This is a genomic window from Simkania negevensis Z (assembly GCF_000237205.1).
Lineage (GTDB): Bacteria > Chlamydiota > Chlamydiia > Chlamydiales > Simkaniaceae > Simkania > Simkania negevensis.
This window is the reverse complement of the sequence record NC_015713.1, coordinates 2,468,669-2,490,216: the sequence shown is the minus strand read 5'-3', so window position 1 is coordinate 2,490,216 and position 21,548 is coordinate 2,468,669. Positions and strand designations below refer to the sequence as shown.

Annotated in this window: 13 protein-coding genes; 6 read left to right on the top strand and 7 right to left on the bottom strand. The window is 40.6% G+C overall.

From position 1 onward, the window contains the following. Nucleotides 1-38: 38 nt before the first annotated feature. From SNE_RS11975 to SNE_RS11950, 6 genes are all read right to left on the bottom strand, one after another. Nucleotides 39-1,655, bottom strand: a complete 1,617-nt coding sequence (locus SNE_RS11975) for an ATP-binding protein (protein WP_013944719.1) — start codon at nt 1,653-1,655, stop codon at nt 39-41. A 190-nt stretch (nt 1,656-1,845) separates the two neighbouring features. Then, nucleotides 1,846-2,082 (bottom strand): DUF7660 family protein, encoded by a 237-nt coding sequence (locus SNE_RS11970; protein ID WP_013944718.1) that lies wholly within the window; start codon nt 2,080-2,082, stop codon nt 1,846-1,848. A gap of 53 nt (nt 2,083-2,135) precedes the next feature. After that, on the bottom strand, nt 2,136-2,483 hold the full coding sequence (locus SNE_RS11965; RefSeq protein WP_013944717.1) for a hypothetical protein: 348 nt from the start codon (nt 2,481-2,483) through the stop codon (nt 2,136-2,138). Nucleotides 2,484-2,491: 8 nt separating this feature from the next. Beyond that, a complete protein-coding gene (locus SNE_RS11960; protein ID WP_148259022.1) occupies nt 2,492-2,821 on the bottom strand; it encodes an mAFB alternative in 330 nt (109 codons plus the stop codon). 254 nt (nt 2,822-3,075) lie between these two features. Beyond that, a complete protein-coding gene (locus tag SNE_RS11955) occupies nt 3,076-3,549 on the bottom strand; it encodes a hypothetical protein (RefSeq protein WP_013944715.1) in 474 nt (157 codons plus the stop codon). Then, nucleotides 3,549-11,768: a DUF6531 domain-containing protein gene (locus tag SNE_RS11950; protein ID WP_158307252.1), complete on the bottom strand. Its 8,220-nt coding sequence runs from the start codon at nt 11,766-11,768 to the stop codon at nt 3,549-3,551. Before SNE_RS11950 ends, SNE_RS11955 begins: the two co-directional genes overlap by 1 nt. A 473-nt stretch (nt 11,769-12,241) precedes the next feature. Between SNE_RS11950 and SNE_RS11945 the strand changes: the two genes are divergently transcribed. Beyond that, nucleotides 12,242-13,012, top strand: a complete 771-nt coding sequence (locus SNE_RS11945) for an ester cyclase (protein WP_013944712.1) — start codon at nt 12,242-12,244, stop codon at nt 13,010-13,012. On the opposite strand, the gene SNE_RS11940 is transcribed toward SNE_RS11945, so the two are convergent. Next, nucleotides 12,987-13,298 (bottom strand): helix-turn-helix domain-containing protein, encoded by a 312-nt coding sequence (locus SNE_RS11940; protein ID WP_013944711.1) that lies wholly within the window; start codon nt 13,296-13,298, stop codon nt 12,987-12,989. The genes SNE_RS11945 and SNE_RS11940 overlap by 26 nt on opposite strands. Before the next feature lie 426 nt (nt 13,299-13,724). Here SNE_RS11940 and SNE_RS11935 point away from each other — a divergent pair, with 426 nt between their 5' ends. From SNE_RS11935 to SNE_RS11915, 5 genes are all read left to right on the top strand, one after another. Next, complete coding sequence (locus tag SNE_RS11935; protein ID WP_013944710.1) at nt 13,725-14,255, top strand: peptidylprolyl isomerase; 531 nt, start codon at nt 13,725-13,727, stop codon at nt 14,253-14,255. 81 nt (nt 14,256-14,336) lie between these two features. Then, complete coding sequence (locus SNE_RS11930) at nt 14,337-19,664, top strand: RHS repeat-associated core domain-containing protein (protein ID WP_013944709.1); 5,328 nt, start codon at nt 14,337-14,339, stop codon at nt 19,662-19,664. A 91-nt stretch (nt 19,665-19,755) separates the two neighbouring features. Further along, a complete protein-coding gene (locus SNE_RS11925) occupies nt 19,756-20,211 on the top strand; it encodes a hypothetical protein (protein WP_231919513.1) in 456 nt (151 codons plus the stop codon). A gap of 123 nt (nt 20,212-20,334) precedes the next feature. Beyond that, a complete protein-coding gene (locus tag SNE_RS11920) occupies nt 20,335-20,901 on the top strand; it encodes a hypothetical protein (RefSeq protein WP_013944707.1) in 567 nt (188 codons plus the stop codon). 77 nt (nt 20,902-20,978) lie between these two features. Beyond that, nucleotides 20,979-21,545, top strand: coding sequence for a hypothetical protein (locus SNE_RS11915; protein ID WP_041419111.1), 567 nt, complete (start codon nt 20,979-20,981; stop codon nt 21,543-21,545). Nucleotides 21,546-21,548: the final 3 nt, after the last annotated feature.

The following is a 21,548-nucleotide window of genomic DNA, read 5'->3' as shown; positions in this document are numbered from 1 at the left end:
CATTCCATTTGTAAGGGGAAAGGCGATGAGAGCTTTCATCAGTGATTGTTGGGAAGTATTTTTTTTATAAGCTCTCCTGCTTCGGAAAGAAGCTCTGCTGTCCAATCTGAGATATTGCGGTTCTTTGAAGAAAAATTAGCGCCGATAATCACAATTTTCTTTCCTTTGTGAAGATAAGACTTGAAGTAACTCTTATCATGGATTTGTTTTAGAGCTATTTCAGAACTTTCGTCTAGTTTTAATTCCATTATGTAGATGGTGTTTGGAATCTCCAATACAACATCGATTCGGCCTGTATTGGTTGCTTTTTCTGATAGGGGATCAAACCCCATTCCATACAACATTGAGAGAAGCATTCCTTGGTAGGTATTTTCTTTGGCATCGACAAATACCTGGTAGGCAAAACTAGCAAAACCTAATTCTATGTGCTTGAATAAAAAATCTGGCTGGTATTCTTCCAGTGCTTTTACACATTTTTCTGATGATTTCAATTTAGTAATAGAAGCAAAATTTTGCACAAGAGAGTTGATAAAAGCGTTTCTAACTTCTTCATTGGGTAGTCCTAAAAGAAAACGCTTGGAAATAGGATTGTATTCTTTAATAGTGAAATATCCAGTCTGATACATTAAAGCTGTCAAATCAATTTTATCTAAGCGACTGATGTCCATTAGTTCTTCTTCTATAGCTGTTGCTCCTTCTAGAGAAATCATAGATTCAGAGTGTTTTTTCAATTCGTCGATTAAGAAAGAAGGGGTTCCAGAGCTATACCAATAGGCTTTAGGCTTTTTGTTTTGCATGAACTTTAATGTTGAAAAGGGGTTGTAAACACAAATGTCCCCTTCAGAAAATCGGTATCCGTTATACCAACTGCGAATCTCATTCAAAACTTGTTCTTCTGTTGCTGCTGTGTGGTGGTGTTTTTTTCTTTCTGCAGCAATTTCTTGAATATAGTCCTGAAAGTACTTTTTGACTTCATCTTCTGTATATCCCATCATACCAGCATATTGTGGGTCCATGGTAATATCTATAAGGTTATTAGGCCCTGAAAAGAGTGAGACTTGTGAAAACTTGCTAATGCCGGTAACAAATGTGAATTTCAGATACTCATCTAAGCTCTTTAATGTGGTGAAAAAATCTTTAAGGATTTCTTTATTTTTTTGAGCGGTTTCTATACTTCCTAATCTATTAATGATTGCATGGTCATACTCGTCCACAAGGACAACGGTTCTGGTATTATCTTTTCTAAATAAATGGGTGATTAAGGCCTTTAGTCCCTCTTGTATTGTTGGGGCCTCGATTGAGAGCGCATGAAACTCAGCACTTTCTACTAAGGTTCTTTTGAGGCTTTCCTGAAATTCTATTGGGGTTTGACTTGCTATTTGGGAAAAATCGAAACGAACAACGGGATATTTTTTCCAGCTATAGTCGCTGTTATAAATTTCGTATCCCTCGAATAAATTTTTGTTGCCGCTAAACACTTCTTCTAGAGTGTTCAAAAACAGGGATTTTCCAAATCTTCTCGGGCGAGACATGAAATAATGGGGAGTACCAGCATCGATGAGTTTTTTTATAAAGCCTGTTTTATCGACGTAGAGATATTCTTTTTTGCAAAGAATTTTTTTGATACTCTGAATTCCAATAGGTAGTTTTTTCATGGTTTTGGCTTTGATATTTAGCTATTATCCTCATACATTGTACAAAACTTCTTTTAAACATTTTTGAATGTGTATGCATGAGAAGATAACGTGATAATTTCTACTAAAATACTCCATGTGTGGGAAAAAATGAAGGGTATTTTTTTAAGATTTTTTGCTACCATTTATTCACCACCACCATTACCTCTAATCATTCATAAAGCTTAGCACCCATAAATATATCAGCGAAAACCCTCCAATCAGGCTTTTCAGGAACTGGTAGACCTTGATTTGCATAAAAGCCGTCCATATCTTCGAGCCACGCTGCCATAGCTTCCAAAAATGATTCAATATCTTTATTTTCCCAGGTAGAACAGTTCTCTATGTAGTCTTTTCGAAGGTCTTTTAGAAAAGAAATAAAATCCTGTTTTGTGCGTATTTTTTTCATTTCAGTTGGGTTGGAGCATATGTTTGGAGAAAATTCAATCCGGTTCGCATTTATTAAATATTGTCAAGAGCTGTCATTCTGTCTAATATTTTTTCTACATCGTGTGCTGATACACCGATACGAGTTGAAAACTCCCATTCTTGAATTTGCTTTTGAACTTCATTAAAGCAGTTTTTGAGAATTTTAAGTTCATTATCATCTAAATTTATTGAGATAGGAATATTTGATAAAGCTTCACTAGACTCGTATGCAACAATTTTTTTCATAAGGGCATAAATTGAATTGTAATCAGCACCAATAGTTGCTGAAATATTTTCAATATTTATACCATGGCATACTTCGTTTAAAACATTTACGATAGGCCAAATTTCATTCCATTTTGTGTGAAATATTTTTGTCATCACTTCCCTTATTTTATACTATTTAAAAAGTACTCATATCCCCTGCGAGGTTGAAAAACTGTTCCTCCATCTAAAGCTGATGGGTTTCGAATGACTATAGTTCCTGTTTCATAATGCCAGTAAGCTATTCGATTATTTTTTAGTGCTTTTATAGCAGAAGGTTTGTTTAAAATGCTTTCAATGTGTTGGGCAAGGTGACTTCTTGTTCGGATCCACCCAGGAAACTCTCCTTGATAAAGAATATGTTTTTCAAACGCATGTCCCCATGCAATTTCCTGGGCTGTTAGTTTATGCAGAGTTGACAATGTGGGAGCCGTAGGTGCTGCCTGTAAAGCCAAGGAGAGCATCGGTGTTGGTAGCCATGTTGGAAGACATGCCTGTTTTTTCTAAGAGTTGTTGGGTTGCGGAGGTTGTGTGCTGACCGGAGCAGAGGGATCTAAGACCGGTAATGGTGTGGTCAAGGCCGTGGGCCATGATGGGCCAACCGATGGCACTTCCGAAGCCGCTGGTATAAAGAGTCATGCCGGCGCCTGCGAGGGTTTCTGCTGTGCCACCAATGGCTAAGTCAGGGCAATTTGAAGTTTATTAAAACTTATAAAGAAAGAGGTCCTGCTTGATCTTTAGTGAAAAGCCGTGTTTCAAAATCTTTCGCTGGCTCAAGACCACAATAATAGTTGGAAATATGATAATCAGCTGCGAGCTCTTTGGAAAATGCCATTAATTTTTTTTTGAGCGTTTTTTTTGAAAAATTATTTAGGTCTTTTAGCTCAAAATTTATTTCTAGATCGATTGTGCCTTCGTTTTTATAAACTGTTATAGAGGAATTTGGTATAACGAAGCTGCCCTTCTTTATTTCGGATAAGTTGATGAATAAGCCAAAATTTGAATGAGAATTGAAAAATTCTTCTATGGATATTTCTTCATTCCAATTAATGTTATCGCATTCGCAGCTTGCGTAATAGTCAGAAATTAATGAGCCATTTTCTGTTAATTCGGAAATTAAGGCAGATATTTTTTTTAATTGAATGTTTTCGAAAACGATTTCTATCAACTGATTGCTAATCATTAGTCTATAAATCCTTTAAAAGAATAGTCTAAATTTAACCTTATCCCTCTTCCGTCTGTCAATCTTTTCTCTATCCAAATTAATCCCGTTTTGGTGTCAAATATTTTTTTGAATTCCATAGGCGAATTATAGATGTCTTTTAAATGTTGGAAACCTTGGTTATGCCAAGTCTTCATTGGACCTTTGATTTGACCCCAAATGTTTGGGTGCCTTCCTGCATGTTTTGAAAGCGAATGCCCTAGTCGAGTTAAATTTTGGTTGTATGGTTCTTTAGTAGAAAGAAGAAGATTTTTTTTCTGGTCTAAGGTTAATTTTTGTGATGCTGAAAATTGTTCTGGAATGGAAGAGAAGGGGTTTTGAGATAACCGAAACCTAGGAAGAGCAGATCGCAAAGCAGAGTTGACAATGTGAGAGCCGTAGGTGGTGCCGGTAAAGCCAAGGAGAGCATCGGTGTTGGCAGCTATGTTGGAAGACATGCCGGTTTTTTCTAGGAGTTGCTGTGTTGCAGAGGTAGAGTGTTGACCGGAGCAGAGGGATCTAAGACCGGTAATGGTGTGGTCAAGGCCGTGGGCCATGATGGGCCAACCGATGGCACTTCCGAAGCCGCTGGTATAAAGAGTCATGCCGGCGCCTGCGAGGGTTTCTGCAGTGCCACCGATGACTTGGAGTGCGCCTTGTACGCGAGGGCTTTCCCATGCTTTGATGAAGAAGCGGCCGTCGGGATCAAAGTAGTTGATGGGATCACCGTTGGCAAATTGGTAGAGGTTGATGCAGTGGGGATAGCTAATGGGATCGGGAGTGAGGAAGCGTCCTGAGAGGGGATCGTAGATGCGGGCACCTAGGTAGATGTAGCCTGTGGGATCGGGCGCTTTGCTGTGCCAGGTGAGGGAAAGGGCGTAGGAGAGGAGATCTTGGGGAGGTTTTTTAGGAGAGGGACCGTAGGGAATGAGGACTTCAGGGCTGAAGGTTGTTTGGGTGTCGGTAACGGCAAGGAGTTCTCCGAGAAGGTTGTGGGAGAGATAGACGGTGTTACCTGAGTTGTCGGTAATGGCGTCGCAGAAGGTGGGGCCGTGGAGTTTCCAGTAGATGTTTTGGTCGGTTTGGATGCCGATTTCTAGAAACTCGTATTCGGGGTCGTAGAAGGAGGTGACGGTTGATTGGTTGGTATGTGTTTGAAGGCGTCGGTTAAGTGGGTCATAGGAGGCTTCGAAGGTGAGGTTGGGATCTGTAACTTTGATGAGGTTCCCCCAAGGGTCGTACTCGAGGTGTTTGTTGTTTTGAGTGATGGTTTGGCCTAGGGCGTTGTAGGTTTCATGGTTGGGACGGCCGAAGGGGTCGAGAGAATCGACTGTATGGTTGGGGGATTGGGTGAGAACTCCGCTGTTGGGTTTGTTGAAATCGAAGGTGAATGTGTGTGGTCCTATGGAGGTGAGAAATCCTCTGGTGTTGTAGATGAGGTTTATTTGGTTGTTATTGGACTTGTAGGAGGAAAGTTTGCCTGATGCATCCCAGGTGGGGGTTTCAATATGGGTCTGGTTGGGGAGATAGGTTTCTATTTGGGTGGGGAGGGTGTTGGTGTAATCGATGAAGGTTTCTGTTTGGGGGGTGGCTTGGTAGGTGAGCGCTTGGCTTGTGTTGTATTCGTAGTCGAGTTGGGTATGGGGAGTGGTGATTTGGGTGAGTTGTCTGTTTTGGTAGGTGAGTTGGCGTTGGTGATCTTGAAGGGTGAGGGTGCGTGTGTTGGGGGTCCAAGATTGGTGGGTGTGTTGAAGGATTTCTGAGTTGAGGGTGATGGTTTCTGTTTCGAGGCGGCCGTCTGGGTTGTAGGTCCGTGTGATGTGGGAGGTTTCTGGGGAGCTCCAATAGTTTGATTGGGTTTGCTCGGCGGTATGTAGAAGGCCTCTCTCGTCGTAGGTATAGAGGCGTGCCCACTTCTCGACGGTTTCTTTCTGGAGGCGGTTGTGGGAATCATAGGAGTAGGTGTGAATGCGTCCGAGAGGGTCTTGGCTTTGCTTGAGCAGTCCCTTCTGATAGTGGTAGGTCCACTGTTGGGTTTTTTTGCCTTGAGCTTCGAGATGTTCTGAGATGATGCGTTGCATGGAGTCGTATTGGGCTTTCCAGGTGGTTTGGTTGGGAAGATGGTAGGTTGATAGGTTAGAGTCTGCGTCGTAGCCGTAGGTGATGGTTGCTCCATCGGGGAGGATTTTTGTTTTAAGGCGATTGAGAGGATCATAGGTCAGTTGGGTTGTCCGATTTTCTCCATCAATGATGGAGGTGCAATTGCCGCTTGCATCGTAGGTGTAAGAAGTTAGGGTATCTCCTGTGTCAATTTGAATGGGTTGTCCTCTTGTATTGAGGTAGGTATAGGTTGTTTGATTGCCTTGAGTGAGTATTTCTAGGTCTTGGGTGGGGTCGTAATGATAGGTGGCGGCAGCAAGGAGGGCGTTTTCGGAGCTATAATGTTTGGTTTCGATGATTTTTCCAGCGGCAGTTTTTTCAATGGTTGTTTCTCCACTTGAGTGGTGACAGATGGTTGCGTTTTGATGGTAATTCCAAGTTGTTGTTTCTCCTGTGGGAGTTGTGCTGGATTTGATTCTGTTTAGGTGGTCGTAGCTCTTTTCCCAGATGAAGCCGGCAGCGTCTTGGTATGAGAGCAGGTTGCCGCGACAGTCATAAGTTTCGATTTCTTGTTCTTGAGTGGCTACGTGTGTCCGGATGATTTGATGGGCTGTGTCGTTGTATTGAATTTGCCATGTGACATTGTTGATTATCTGCTCGATGGGTCGTCCGTATGAGTCGTAGATGGTTGTGTTTTTTGTTTGGTCTGGAAAAATTTCTTCTTTGAGGAGTCCATTTGTTGTGTAAGTTTTTGTTACTATAGCTCCTGAAGGAGAGGTGATTGTTGCGAGAGATCCTCCTGGTTCATAGGTAAAGGTTGTGACGTGGTTTTCTTGAGAGGTGGTTTTGAGGCGATCTAGCGCATCATAGGTGTGGATGGTGGTGTTGCCGCGGGGGTCGATGAGTTTTATGAGATTGCCTTGAGTGTCATGATCGTAAAGGGTGTAGGCGATTGTTTCGGATGGGATGAGTGTTTGGCGGGAAGCTTTGATCAAGCCTGAAGCGTTGTAATCTATCAAGAGGGTGTTTTGAGGATTGGCTGTTTGTTGCCAGATGAGTTGATTTGAGAGGTTATGTTTTTGGAAGGAAGCGGAGATTAAAGTGCCTTCTAGGGATTGAGTTAGAGATTCGTAGGGATTGCCCATGATGTCAAAGCGATGGGTGTAAATTCCATCATGGGTTTTAGTTTGGAGGCATTGTCCTTGGCAATTATAGTGAAATTCGGTGACGACATCAGGATCTTCTGTTCCTGTTTTTTGAATTTTTTTAAGAGGGAAGCCGTATGTGTCGTATTCCCAGATTGTGATTGCTCCAGAGTCGTTTTCTTGTTCAAGTTGCCCCTTGGGATTATAAGTCAATAGGGTAGAGGATAAGAGTGTTTGATCGTGGTAGCTTTCGACTTGGGAGGGTAGATAGGGAAATTGTGTGTCGTAAGTTGTAAGGATGGTTTTGCTTAATGTTTGCTCTTTGATGCATAGGTTTTGGTTGTTATAGATGAAGTGCTTTGTGATGCACGTTTTGCCATTTCCTGTGAGGTCTTCTCCTTCAATTGTAAGTGTATGGACATTTCCTCTTTCATCGTAGAAGTAGGAAGTTTTGAGCCTTCTTTTGTCTGTGCAGGATTTTAGGCTTTGGGGCCAACCACCAGTTTGATTCCAACTTTTTAAGCACTCTTCTTCAGGGTCGAACCAAGTTTGTTTGTCAATGAACCAGGCTTGAAGAATTTGATGCCCTTCAGGATCGACAATTTTATAAATTTGGTTGTTATAGATGTAGTAAGTTGTCGTATGACCTTTAGCATTGGTTGCGGTGACTTTGTGGTTTTCTCGACGAAAAGAGGCTGAAGTGATGAGTTGGTCTTGAAATCCAACTGGAGACCGTTGCTCTTTAACTTTCCCCTCTTCATCGTAGCTGTTTTCTAAAACCCAGCCATTCGGCTTGGTTTCTCGAATGACACGATGGTTATTGTCATATTCGTATGTGATGTGAGCATTGTTTGGGAGGTCAACTTTGCGTAAGTTTCCAAGAATGTCGTAAAAGTAATGGATGCGTCTTCCATCGTGGGCGTATATTTCAGAGACTTTTCCGTCTGGATAATAGTGAAATCCACAGTAGTTTCCGTTAGAGCTTTCTATTTCAGATAGCAGCCCATTAGTGTAAAAAAAGGTGAGAAAGTTACCGCGACAATCTTCCCACTTTCTCAAGAGTCCTGCTTCAAAGAAGCGTTTGGATCCGTCCACTCCATAGAGGGTATTATTTTTGATATAGGCATGGAAGGGGTTAGCAGTCCCTCCAATCCCTTTTTGATTATAGTTTGTGAGGTCTGGGTTATCTTCTAAAAAGACTTCATATCGTGATGTGTTAGGGTTCAGCCGATAAACAATGACAGTTCCATCCATTTCTGCTGCGTAGAGTTTGTCATGGTCTTCTATCAGAGCGGGGTTGAGGCTGAGTTTCCATCCATACCCTAAAGTGCCATGGATGGGGTTTAAGCTACTGTAATTGCGCCGCACTTCTAAGGGAAATGGGCCAGGTAAGTAGAGGTCTATTTCATCGATATAAAAGGCTCCTGAGATGATGTCGACAGGGTCTGCGATTTGATTTGTTTCTGGTTTAGATGCTGGTCTCACATCTGAGAAAGAGTGCTCGTAAAGAAGGGTATAGGCTTCTGTAAAAAATTGAGGAGGATCATAATCATATGAGGCGGACTGTGGGGTTGGGGTTGAATAAAGTTCTTGTTTTAGAGGAGTGAAATGCTGATGGTGGATTGGGTAGGGATTGGGATGTTGAAACATGTAATCTAAGTATCCCGGAGGGATTGAAGATCCAAACCCTCCGTTCATAAGTATGTTTTCAGAAGAAATGAGTGCTATGGTTGCGTATGGACTAAACCAAAGTGTTCCAACACCGATGTAAGATGGAGGTTTTTCCTGGGTCCCGTTTTCACTTGTAATGAGACCTGGCGTCATGTAGGCGTAAGAAAAAGTTTTTTGCTGCTCAAAAAAATGTCTTAGGGTGTTCCACTGATTGCCAGATTCTTGAATTGCTCTGGGTAAATTTAATCCAATGAGGTAGGGGAAGCTGTCTTCTGATGCACTTTCTGCTGTGATATAACTGTCACTCGTAAAAGCTAAAAATCCAAGACCTGGTAGTCCTGTTTGAGAATGTTTTTTATGCGCGAGCTGCAAAAGCTTTGTTGTTGAAATGGCATGAGGATCTTGAAAGACCTCTTTGATAATCTGATGTTCGTTGGACGAGTATGTTGCTGTAAAAAGAGTCAAAGCCTGTTGAGTATTCAAGAGAAGACTTTGGGTGCTATCTTGAATTCCATAAAAAACCATATCGACTTGAGGAAAAACAAGATCTAAGGAGTTGCTGTTAGGATCTGGGCATAATTTTGCCAGCCCAAAAGCATAAATAGAAGCGGGTGATGTTTTGTGAAGTGCTGCAAGCAAACGTTCGGCAGTGTGGCACTTTTCAAAGTAGGCTGTACCGACAAAGTTGAGGAGTTCGTAGAGTTTTTTTTCTTCAAGCTCTTCGTTGATAAACTTTTCATAGGCAAGGCCAGATATTTGAGCATTTGTTCCTCCAGTGCTGGTGCAAAAGGCAATGCTGGCCCCTTTTTCAAAGGAAAACGTGTGAGAAAACTCCATTTTTGGAGGAATCCATAGATTGACGGATAAATCAAATGTGTGATCAGATGGGTCAAGTTCAAAGCACCCAAATTGTCTCAGAGGAGTGCCTCCATATAGCAGCATTTGAAGCACAGAGTTTGCCTTCTGTTCGAATCGGAGATAAAAGTTCGACTCATTTGCAATGGGTTGATAAAAAGGGATTTTTTTCTCTGGGTTATTTTTTGAGATCAATTCAAGTTTTAATTTTCCAAAGAGAGGGCGGGATTGAATAGTTTGTGTTGCTGTCCACGTCGAGTTTGGCTGAAGAAATGGGCGAGGGATGTCTTCCCAAGAGGAAAATTGCTTTTTCTGGAGACGACGTTGAATACCAATGTCCTGGATGGATAACCCTTGCTTTCTAAGTTCTTCTTCAACGAATCGAACAAATAATGCTCCAGCAGAGTCGTCTTGATCAGGGCCGATATGTTTTAGGATGGCTTCATCATTTGTAAGATAGTGTTTTAGCCAACGATCAGCACTTGCATACTTTTCAGGTAAGATGTTGTAAAGATCATACCCTTCCTTCACTTCTATTTCTTTTAGCCAAGGAAAGAGAGAGATCCATTTTTCCCCATTATAAAACAAAACTCCTGGAAAATTAAGAGCGACTTCTTCTGTGTCAGGCAATTGTTTAAAGAATAACTTTTCTGCATAGGCTTTTGAAAGAATGCATTTGCCTTCTAAAAGGTAGTAAGCTTGAAATCCAGCTTCGCGCAAAAGGTAAATGAGTAACATGCACTGTTCCCATGGAGATCCCCTTTTTTCCAGGAATGTTGTTGCGGGATCTCGGATGACTCCGATGGGGAGGTAAGTGGTGTCAACTTGGTAGAGGGGGCCCCACAATTCAATCTCATTGTAGACAAATTGTGTTAAGGCAAGCGCATTGCCCTTTAGTTCTTGTACAAATTGGTTGAGAAGAGAGGAGGATGGAAGTTCAGATCCATTTTGAGGCAGATGATCAGTAGGGATTGAAACAAAAGGCTTTTCATGAAAATGAGGAGCATTTACTTGGGTTGAATCAAGTTGAGTCAATATTTTAAGTTGCCAGGGAGGAGAGCGGATGTAGTTAGATGCGTAAAGTACTTCTTCGGTCTGGGTGCAAATCAGAAAAGTGTATTTAGCTGATGTGCATTTTTGGGAAATGATCAGACCGTTTTCGTGTTGGGAAGGTAGATAGCTCATGCGAAGTTCAAATCCGAAATATTTCTCTAGATTTGTTTCGGGGATGTAAACCATTCCCTGCTCTATTAGATATTGATTTGAAATTCGCGATGGCAGTTCAATTTTTTCTTCATGAATCATGTGCCCTTCTTCATAGACTTTAATGTGCAGTCCGGAAGTAAGGGTTTTTTGGCTGATGAGAAATCGGTGAAACTGATCTGAGAAAAGAGTAAAGTTAATTCCATCTTGATGAAGGCATCTATCCAAGCATCGAACTGAGGGGTTTAGAATAATTTGTATCATGCTTTGAGGTGTTTGAAAAAGCTGATTTGCAAAAAAAGATTCTGTTTTTATTTGCTCAAGTTCTTTAGATGATAATGATGTTTCGGTAGGGGTGTTTTCAAACGAATTGATTGAAGCTTGTAACTCTTCAAGCTGTTGAAGAAGATCTTGCCGATCTCTCTCTTGCTTGATGAGCTGCTCTAAAAGCATGAGCAATTGCATTTGAATTTCATGAGCGTTATTTCTCTGTCCTTTTTGAAGAAGAGTTGCATTTTCCAATTGTAAGTTTTCTATTTGGTGTTCCAAAGCTGCTTTTTGTTTTAGAAGGGTCATAGGCCAATCAGCAGCTTCTTTGAGGTAGCTTTGAGCAGACGCATTTAAAGAGGCGATCCGTTTTAGTAAATGTTGTGTATCTATTGCGTCAAGGTCGCAAGAAAAAGTTGATAGGATATGGTTTAAATCTTTTGCAGCATTTTGAAAATCACGAGCTATTTCTGTTAGAGTTTCTGTGATTGTTTCATTGTTAAAACTGCGGGTGCAATTCACATCTTTTGCTTTTGATGAAACGACTTTTTGTTCAATTGCATTGGCTTTTGCCCTGATGTAATGTTTCTTTAACGTAGTGATCGCGTTTTGAAGTTCGATTTCTCTTAATGAGGTGGCGTTTTTGTCTGCATCGCAGTCTTCTTTGATTTGTTTGCGCCAAGGCTGTTGTTGCTGTTTTTTAGTTTTCTTGCTGTAGTTGTTTAAAATCGTATCGCATAAATCGGAAGCTTTTTTGCAGCATACCGAGGCTTTGCTTAAGAGAAGGATGATTTCTTCAAGTTGAGTTGACTCTAGATTGTTAGCTTGTTCAATGTAAATGTTAGACTGAGACCATTCTGTTTTAATTTTTTCTTGGATTTGTTCACACTCCTTTTTTCCTAAAGAATAAAGCAGGTGCGGGATGAAAAGGGTAAGTAGAAAAATACGAAATGACATCATATATACCTCTTTCGCAACTTGAGGGGTTTCCATTAGATCTTGCTTGCAAAATCCTTGATGCGTTAGATTTTAAGTCACTCGTCTTAATAGGGAGATATCTTAGGGAGGTTCATCAAACTTAGCAGGGTTGAAAGACTCCCTAAGATACTCCACGATTTTTAATCTTCAATCTTAGAAACTTGTTTTTTTTCTTAACAAGTACAGAAAAACTTTCAATTTTTAGGTTCTTTTTAATTTCACGTTTACGAAGTTTGAGCACGTTACATATTCGTTTCGCTGTCAACAAGTTATGATCGGGCAAATTAAGAATCTTAGATTCGAAAAACTGTTCAAAATATGTTTACTTAAGTGGTTTTTACTGAGAATACAACGAGACCACGAAAGAGACTTCAAATTTCGTTGTTTTGGCGTGTCTTTTCTGATTAAAAATTTTGTTGAGCATTATTTGGGGGAGCAGTAGGATTCCTGGCAATATGAAAGACGTTGTTCGTGAATTAATCCACTTAGAATGGCAAGTTGGAGCAAAGAATGAAATGTGGGATTCGGTTTTGACCGACTCAACTCTTTTCTCTTCTGCTATGGGACGTAAAATCGGGATTGATTGCGTTAAGCTTCATTCGAAAGACTTTTTTCACGCTTGCCCTGACTTTTGCACTGAGGTGATGAAGATGCAGGTTTTTGGCAATGTTGTTGTCTGCGATGCTGTTTTTACTGCAACGCATCAGAATTTCTATACTTGCACAGAGACAGATGCTAGCGGTGTAATCATTCAGTCTGATTTTTGCGAAAAGTTTGCTGGACTCACCCCGAAAGGAAAAAAGTTCGTTCAGGTAGTTGAGCTCTTCTTTGTTTTCGAAAGGGGCAAGATTATGCGAATTGCCATTCAAGAAGACCCTCTTTCTTTATGTAGGCAATTGGGAATCGATGTGAAGGTCGAGAAGGCCGATGAGAGGGTATTGTGGAAGCGAGAGTATGAGTTTTTGGTGGGAAAGGTTCGCTCTACTTTTGGATTGGGCGAAAGAGAGGCTCTTTGTTTGGCCTTGAGCTTTTCTAGCTTGTCTGCAAAGTTTGTGGGCGAAGTTTTGGGCATTTCTCATCGAACTGTTGAGGCTCATTTACAAGGCTGCTATCAAAAGATAGGCTGTCAGAATAAACAACAATGTTTGGAAGCTGTGGTGGAGCGGGGAATGCTTTCTATTTTTCATGAAATCAGTTTGATTATCTTGAAAATGCAGAATGATTAAGAAGTGAGGCTTCAAGGGTGCTGAGGCGTTCTTCTATGCAGTTTAAGTGCTTTTCAAGATGTTTGAGTTTTTCTACAATGGGATTCTGTGGTGTGAATTTCCCTTTTCCTTCGATGAGTTCTTTGGCTGTGACTTCACCGTTTGTGTAGAGTTCAATTCGTAGAGCCAGCTCAAGGGATGGCTTCCGCTCTTTTTTTAGCAGTTGGTAAAGATATGAGGTCGAAATTCCCAAGTCCGATGCGAATTTTTTCACGGGTAAATCGTACTTGAATAAATAGGCTTTCATCTTACAACTATTTCCGTTTCTATTTTAAGACTAATGCCAAAACTTTTTTAATAAATGTGTAATATTCATGCTTTTGCATACTGGGGATGAAGGTTGAAAAAATTTTTAATAAGTATTTGTTACGGAAGATAATTTCTTTGAAGAAGAGTAAAGTTCTTCCATCTTTGTTCGAAATCCTAAACGCTGCCCCTCGTATGTGTTGGTAAAGGACTACGAGGGGTTTTTGTTTGAGTATAGGTTGAAAAGAAAAGAGGGTGAATTTTATGCTGGAAGTGTTTTGTGAAAGGGAGACATCTCAGGGAGCGTCAAACTTAGCAGGGTTGAAAAAACTCCCCGAAATGCCTCAGAGCTAATTATTCGCCCTGAGCTTATGGGGTTACTTTTTTTTTCTCAACTACAGAAAAAATTTTAGATGGAGAAGTTATCATGAAAAAAGTTTTGGTTGCTCTGCTCATGCTTTTTTGTGTCGGGGTTTTTGCTAAACCTGTGATTGTTATGGAAACAACAGAAGGAACGATTGAAATCACATTAAATCCAGAAGTTGCTCCTAAGGCTTGTGAAAACATGATTGAACTTGCGAAGAAGCAATACTATGATGGGACGAAGTTTCATCGGGTCATTCCTAACTTTATGATACAGGGTGGAGATCCTCAGGGGACAGGAAGAGGTGGCGCGTCTATTTGGGGTGACAATTTTAAAGACGAGTTCAAGTCTGATGTTAAATTTAATCGTCCTGGCCTTCTTGCAATGGCAAACCGAGGTCCTAATACCAACGGGAGTCAGTTTTTTATCACAACGACTTCTACGCCATGGCTTGATTACAAACACACGATTTTTGGTGAGGTCACAAAAGGATACGACGTTGTCAAAAAGCTAGAAAGTTTTGGGACTCCTTCTGGTTCTACTAAAAAGGAACTCAAACTTATTCGAGTCACAGTTAGAGAAGACGCAGAGTAATTCTGCGTCATCTGTTTTCTTTTCAAAAATTCTTCTTTTGTATTAGCCTGCTGATGTTTTTTGTCTAAGCATCGGTAGTGTATGCTTAAAAAGCTACTTTTTTTCTTAGTTGCTTGTTCGGTTTTAATCGGCGACGAAGATCCTTATCTCATGTCAGACTTTGGGGGGGAACCTTCTGGCATTGTTGAGGGGTGTGTCAATGTAATCACAGGCGATTATGTTGTTAGGCGCGATGATTTGGTTGTGAAAGGGCAAGAGCCGATTCGCTTACCTTTGAACTATTCTCCAAGAGAAATTAGAAAGAAGTTTAAGGTCTATGGAGGGTGGAATTTTGCAGAAAAGTTTTTAACAATTGAACTTAATCGAAGAAATATTCTCACTGTCTATGAAAAATCTGGAATTCGCTTAGATTACGATTTTACGGTCGAAGATGCTGAAAATAGTCGCCCACTAAAGCTAAGAGAAGTTCCAGGGGGGTGGACGAATACGGCTGTAGGGGAGATCACGGCCCGCTTCAATCCACTTAATAACAAAGTTAAGTGGAAACCTCATGATCACAAAGAAATTGTGATATCAACACCTGATGGTGGAACCCGTTATTACCGAACAAAAGAATCCTTGGCTGTCATAAAAACTGAGAGGTTTGAGAGGTATGCCCCAGTGGAATTTTTTCTCCGTTCTGAAGCGCTTCCCAATGGGAATGTAATTTCATATGAGTGGGAAAAGTTAGCTGGCAAACGGTGGCGAGTTAGGAGGATTTTATCTAAATCTCCCTCTGGAAAAGTTTATGGGTCGGTGATGATCGACTATGATCCAGCAGATGACAAGAACAGAAAGGGGCTGAAATTTGTGGCTAGTGATGGACGCACAGTTCAGTACAAATTTGATTCTAAATATTACATGGGAAATGAAAGGCTGTCCATCCTGCAAAACATCGAATACTCTTTTAAGCCTAACGTTCAGTACAACCATTGGAGAAGCAAGCGAAGGGATATGTATCCTCGTGAGCTTGTAGGTCCTGATGGGCGAAGCCTAAAACTGACCTATTACACACATGGTTGGAATGCGGATGGAGGCATTTCCATTAAAGATAAACCAATCATGACAGATAAGAGATATGCTAGGGTTCAGTCTCTTTATCAACCTTTTGAAGGAACGAATGAGTTTGAAAGAACACATATGTTTCGTTACTCGCCAGGTGAGTACAAAGAGGGGAATGGTAGTACGGATGTGTTCGATGCTCAAATGAATCTGACTCGCTACGATTACAACGAGAACTTTGTATTAACGACGATCGAACGTTACTTTGGGAAGCATACGCTTTTTTCGAAAGAAAATTTCGAATGGACCGATAAGAGTTGGCTTAAAAAGAAGAGCTTGAATGGAGAAGATAAGAAAGCTCTTCTCACTTATGCCTATGCATATGATGAACATGGAAATGTGTTGAGTGAAACCCACTTTGGAAATCTTAAGGGTGAAGGCGAAAGTTCTTACGTCATTCATCGGACTTACTATGACAATCACTTATTGAAAAGCGAAACATTTCCCAATGGAAAAGTTGTCGAATACTTTTATGTTGGGAAGACCGATTTGCTTCATGCAAAGTGGGAGCGTTCATCTGATGGCTCTATGCAGAGACGGACGACTTATGACTATGAAGATGCTGTTTTAGTGCGTGAAACAGTTGATGACGGAACGAGTCGTAAATTTGCAGATACAACTGGTGTGACCCGTCGTTTGGTGAAGCGGATCAATCCGAATCCTGCGGAGTTCATGTATGGGATGCCTCATGTTGTGGAAGAAGGATATGAAGAAAATGGACAAGAGATTTTCTTAAAGAAACGAATCATTTACTACGATAAAGAAGCATTGGGAAATGCATCACGGATTGAGCATTATGATGCGACTGGTGAGCATCGTTACACACTCCATTTCCACTATGATGAGGAGGATCGCTTAGTAGAACAGATAGATCCGTTGGGTCGGGTAAGAAAAGTTGATTATGATGTCAATTACAACCCCATTTTCGATCATGATCCAAACGAAAATTTTGTTTTAACGCAGAGATATGATAACCGAAATCGCCCCACAGTAACAGAGCAAACCACTATTTCTGGGAATAAACGTGAAGTGGCACATCATTACAATTCTCTGGGACAAAAGGTCAAAGAAATCGATTTTCGGGGAAATGCCACTCTTCAAGAGTATGATCCTTTTGGACATCCAACGAAAACAGTTTTGCCGAAAATGGCAACAGCTGTTGGATATCAATCTCCTGAAATTAAGCGGACTTACAATGCTCTTGGAAAACCCATCTCTGAAACCGATCCTGAGGGATACGAGACAAGAAAATGGTACAATGCACGAGGCAAGCCAATCCGTATTCTCTATCCAGATGGAGCAGAGGAGACGTTCACATATGACCTTTTAGGGCAATATGTGATGAGTTACACTTCAGCTGAAGGGACTAAAACGGAATATGACTATGATGTTTTTGATCGTATCATTGCTAAGCGCATTTTATCCGCTGAAGGGACTCTTCTGTCACAAGAAAGTTTTATCTATGATGCCTTCAAACTTCTTTCTAAAACAGATCCTGATGGCGTAGCGACAAGTTACAGCTATGATGGGGTGGGAAGGAAGGTGCAGGAAGAAGTCCTTGGGCGGGTGACGACGTATGAATATGATGCGCTGGGGCGGATGCATCGGATTGCGCGATGGAAGGACAATCATCCCGAGCAAGTTCTTGTCAAAGACTACGATCTTCTTGATCGCGTGATTGAGGAGCGTCAAGAAGATGGAGATGGTTTAGTTCATGGTCTGACAACCTACACCTATGACGACTTTAGCAATAAAATTGCTGTGATAAAAGAAGTTCAGGTAGGAGATGCCATTGAACGTACAGAATATGATCCTTTTAGACGTATTGTAAAGCAGATTGACGCGCTCGGACATGTGACAACGATCGACTATGATGACTACTATGAAAATGAACTTAGGCAAAAAGTCCTGCGCACAATCACAACTGATCCCATGGGAAGAAAAACCCTTGAGACATTTGATGTGTTTGGAAATCTCGTCTTGCTTGAAAAACAAGATGCAATGGGCAAAACACTCTTGAAAGAAGCCTTCATCTATAATCTCAACCAAAAGAAAACCAAACAAGTCAGCACACTTTTTGATCCCGATAAAACCATCGTCAAGTCTTGGGCTTATGATTCCCGATCAAGGCTCATTGAGCTAAAAGAAGCGGTTGGCGAACCGATTGAAAAAATAACCCGCTACACCTACACCCTAGACGGCCATCTTGACACGATCACTAAACCTGATGGTACAACGATTACCTATACCTATGATGGTTTGGGTAGACAGACTTCCATTCAAACCTCTGATGGCAGTTGCCATTATGCCTTAAAATACGATCTCATGGGAAATGTGATTGAGTCGCAAGATCTCCTGCAAGGAAATGCGACAAGCCGAGTTTATAGCCACTTTGGCGAGCTTCTTGCAGAAACCCAAGCCAATTATCAACGCCTTTTAAACACCTATGATGATCTTGGCCGTCGAACCGCCATGATTTTTGCCAATGGCTCCAAAGTCCTCTATGATTACACCCCCTATCACATGGCAAAAGTCGAGCGCATTTCAAGAAATGGGACCTCTCTCTACGCCCATTACTACACAGAATATGACCGGAGCTTCAACTTGACAGAAGAACGGCTCTTATCTAAAGAACCCCTCTACCATACAGTCGACCTTCTGAGCCGTCGGATCGAGTCCGACTCGCCCTATTCAAATGAGCGGATTACCTACATCGATCCCTGTGGCAATGTCCGTGGTTACAAACGAACCCTAGATAAAGCGATTGAAACATCCACATTTGAGTACGATGACCTAAACCAACTCATTCAAGAATATGGGCTTTACAACCACAACTATGCCTATGATGCGCATCACAACCGTTTGCAAAAAGATGACTCCACTTACAAGGTGAACCCCCTTCATGAACTTGAGGCCACATCTGAAGGAACCTATGAGCACGATCTCAATGGAAACCGTATCTCTTCCTCGAAAAATCAAGCCCAATACGTTTATGATGGACTTGATCGTCTCGTGCAGATCCGGAGTGGAGATTTAGCGATTCGGTTTTCCTATGATTCATGGAACCGGTGCCAAACAGCTCACTACCTGCAGCTCAATGATGGCATCTGGCAACACCACTGCGCCCAAGAATTTCTCTATGATGACCTAAATGAGCTAGGGGTTTATCCCCGCCAGCTCCGTATCCTAGGGCAAGGCAAAGGAGCTGAAATTGGAGCTGCCATTGCCATCGAGCAAGACCAAAAAATTTACCTCCCCATCCACGATCTCTTTGGCAACATCATCGCCCTCCTCGATCCCAAAACCAATATAGCCCAAGAGTCTTACCGTTATACTGTCTACGGAGAAGAAGAAATCTTTGCCCCATCAGGCTCTCAACTCTCTGATTCTTTCCTCCACAATCCCTGGCGTTACCAGTCCAAGCGTAAAGTGGGGCAGCTTGTAGCCTTCGGCCGCCGTTTCTACGATCCTGAGACTGGTCGCTGGCTTTCGCCTGACCCTAAAGGGTTCGATGAAGGCCCAAATCTCTATCAATTTTTAGTAAATTGCCCCATGCTTCATTTTGATCTCTATGGTGCTGCAGTTCAAAAACTAGAGTCAGTTGAGCAGATGGAGAGAGCTCTTAGGTTTGATCACGATTTTGAAAGACGGTATGGCGGACCACAATCTGTAAGATGGGATTATTTCCCTGACCGAGACTATTCTCAAGTAGCTAATCATCCCTTAGTGACAGGAGAAAAAAGGATTCTGTGCATTGGAGGAATTAATACTTCTTTTGAAGAGCACAAAAATAATGTTAGGTATCTTTCAAAGATAGCGGGGAATATGCCTGTTTATTCTGTCTATAATGCTTCTAGAGGAATAAAAAGAGATCTCGAAGAATGTAAGATGGGGTTGAATTTAATAGGAACGCCACCAGCAAGACTTCATTTTGAGAGTAAAATGGATTTCTTCTCTTCCTCGGACAAATCACTTTTGTCAGTTGAGTTTAGCCAAGGAGCAATTCTAGGAAATATTTCCCAGCTCATGTTGCCTGAACAATGTCGAAAAAGGACAGTTCTCATTGCAATTGCTCCTGGGGTATTTAGTCCTGAGACCTTGTGGAGAAAGTCTTTTTATTATTGTACAAAAAATGATCTTGTTCCAAAACTTCAAAAAGTATTTGGGAAAATTCCACCTGCAAGAGATAATATTACTTATGTTGACACTGGAAAAGTTTTGGATGTTGGACATAAACTTACACACGAAGCTTATACTGAATATTTAGAAGGTCATTTTGAAAGATATATTGATGGCGATTATGATTAAATTCTTTCGACTTTATTTTATATTTATTTTTTTTCTTTTTGGTAGCTCTCTATGGGGAGGAAATAAGTTGATTTATTCTAACCACGAGATAATGGCGAATAAGTTAAGATCTCAAGTGGCAAAAGAAATAGCGAAAACATATGATCTCAAACCTGTTGGTTTTGGAGGTGCGATTCATGAAAAAATTGAGGAATTGGCCTTAAGTTTTGATTGTTGCCGTACATTGACCATTCATGAATATAGGGATTTACTAGTTCATTGCGCTGAATATTTTTTAAATAGAATTAACTCTAATGAAGAAATTAGATCTTATTTGCAAAACTACCCATTTGACTCAAAAAATATCGATTTAACTATTTATGTTCATTCTGAAGATAAAAAAAGATTTGATGTTGGCCAGCTAGCTTCTCTTGCAGTTATAAAGGGAAAAATTGTCTATCATTATCGAGACTCTGAATATACTGTAAAAACATTAAAAAGAGAAGACTACGAAGAAGCGAAGAAAATCGTTTTTTCTAATGAGAGTGATGAGCAAATCTCACTTTGACTTTTTGAAGAATGGCTGAGAAATGAATTTGCGTTAAAATATATTGATTTTTATCTCTATAACAATGTCGTTTTCGGAAGAAGCAAATTGTTTTCGAAAAGATAATAACAATGAAGTCGCTCTATGACTGTTAATAAAAGATTGATAATTGTTTCTTTCATTCTCATCCCTATAGTTTCTTGGATTTTTATTTCAGGAACCAAAATGGAATATGTAATTCCCGAGTATGAAAAAATCTCAGACAAAATTACTGCAAAAACAGCAAAGAAACTCAGTAAAAAATATCAACTAGATCCGGTAGGTTCTGGTGGATCAATGATGCATGATGTAGAAATGTTGGCGCTAAGTTTTAACTGTTATCGTCCATTGTCAATTGATGAGAGTAGAGAATTAGTCATTAACTGTGTAAATGAATATCTAAAATCCGTAAATGAAAATGAAGAAATCAGACCTTATTTACATAATTATCCCTTCACCGAGCAAAATATCCAAGTAATTATCTTTTTTTTCGGGGATAAAAACTTTCAAAAAATTTCTCCTGGAAAGGTAAATGGGGTATCTGCTGTAAAGGAACAAGTAAGGTACTATACTGATAGTATTGAAGACGAATACAAATTAGAAACTCTGCATCAAGAGACGTACGAAGAAGCGCTGCGGATTGTAAAAGAACAGGGGCGACTAAATCCTTAGCTTATTTATGAGTATATTTGCCATCCGTGTGATGGACTCTATATCTTCCCATATGGGTAGCTTCTTAGGAGGGGCCTGTGACAATTAAGAAAAAATGTATGGGATTTGTTTCTATTCTTATCCCTATAGTTTCTTGGATTTTTATTTCAGGAACCAAAATAGAATATGTAATTCCTGAGTATGAAAAAATCTCAGACAAAATTACTGCGAAAACAGCAAAGAAGCTCAGTAAAAAATATCAACTAGATCCGGTAGGTTCTGGTGGATCAATGATGCATGATGTAAAAAAGCTAGCGCTAAGTTTTAACTGTTATCATCTTTTATCAATTGATGAGAGTAGAGAATTAGTCATTAACTGTGTTAATGAGTACCTAAAATCCGTAAATGAAAATAAAGAGATTAGACCGTATCTACACAATTTTCCCTTTAATGAGCAGAATATTGAATTAGCTATCTTCATTTTTGAGGATAATAAATTTACAAAGATTCAGTCTGGCCAAGTTAGTAGCGTTTCTACTATAAAAGGCAAGGTTCGCTATCATACTAGAAGCGCAGAAGATCAGTACAAACGAGAAACCCTGCATCAAGAGACGTACGAGGAAGCGCTGCGCATTGTGAAAGAGCAGGGGCGGTTAGCCCCTTAACTT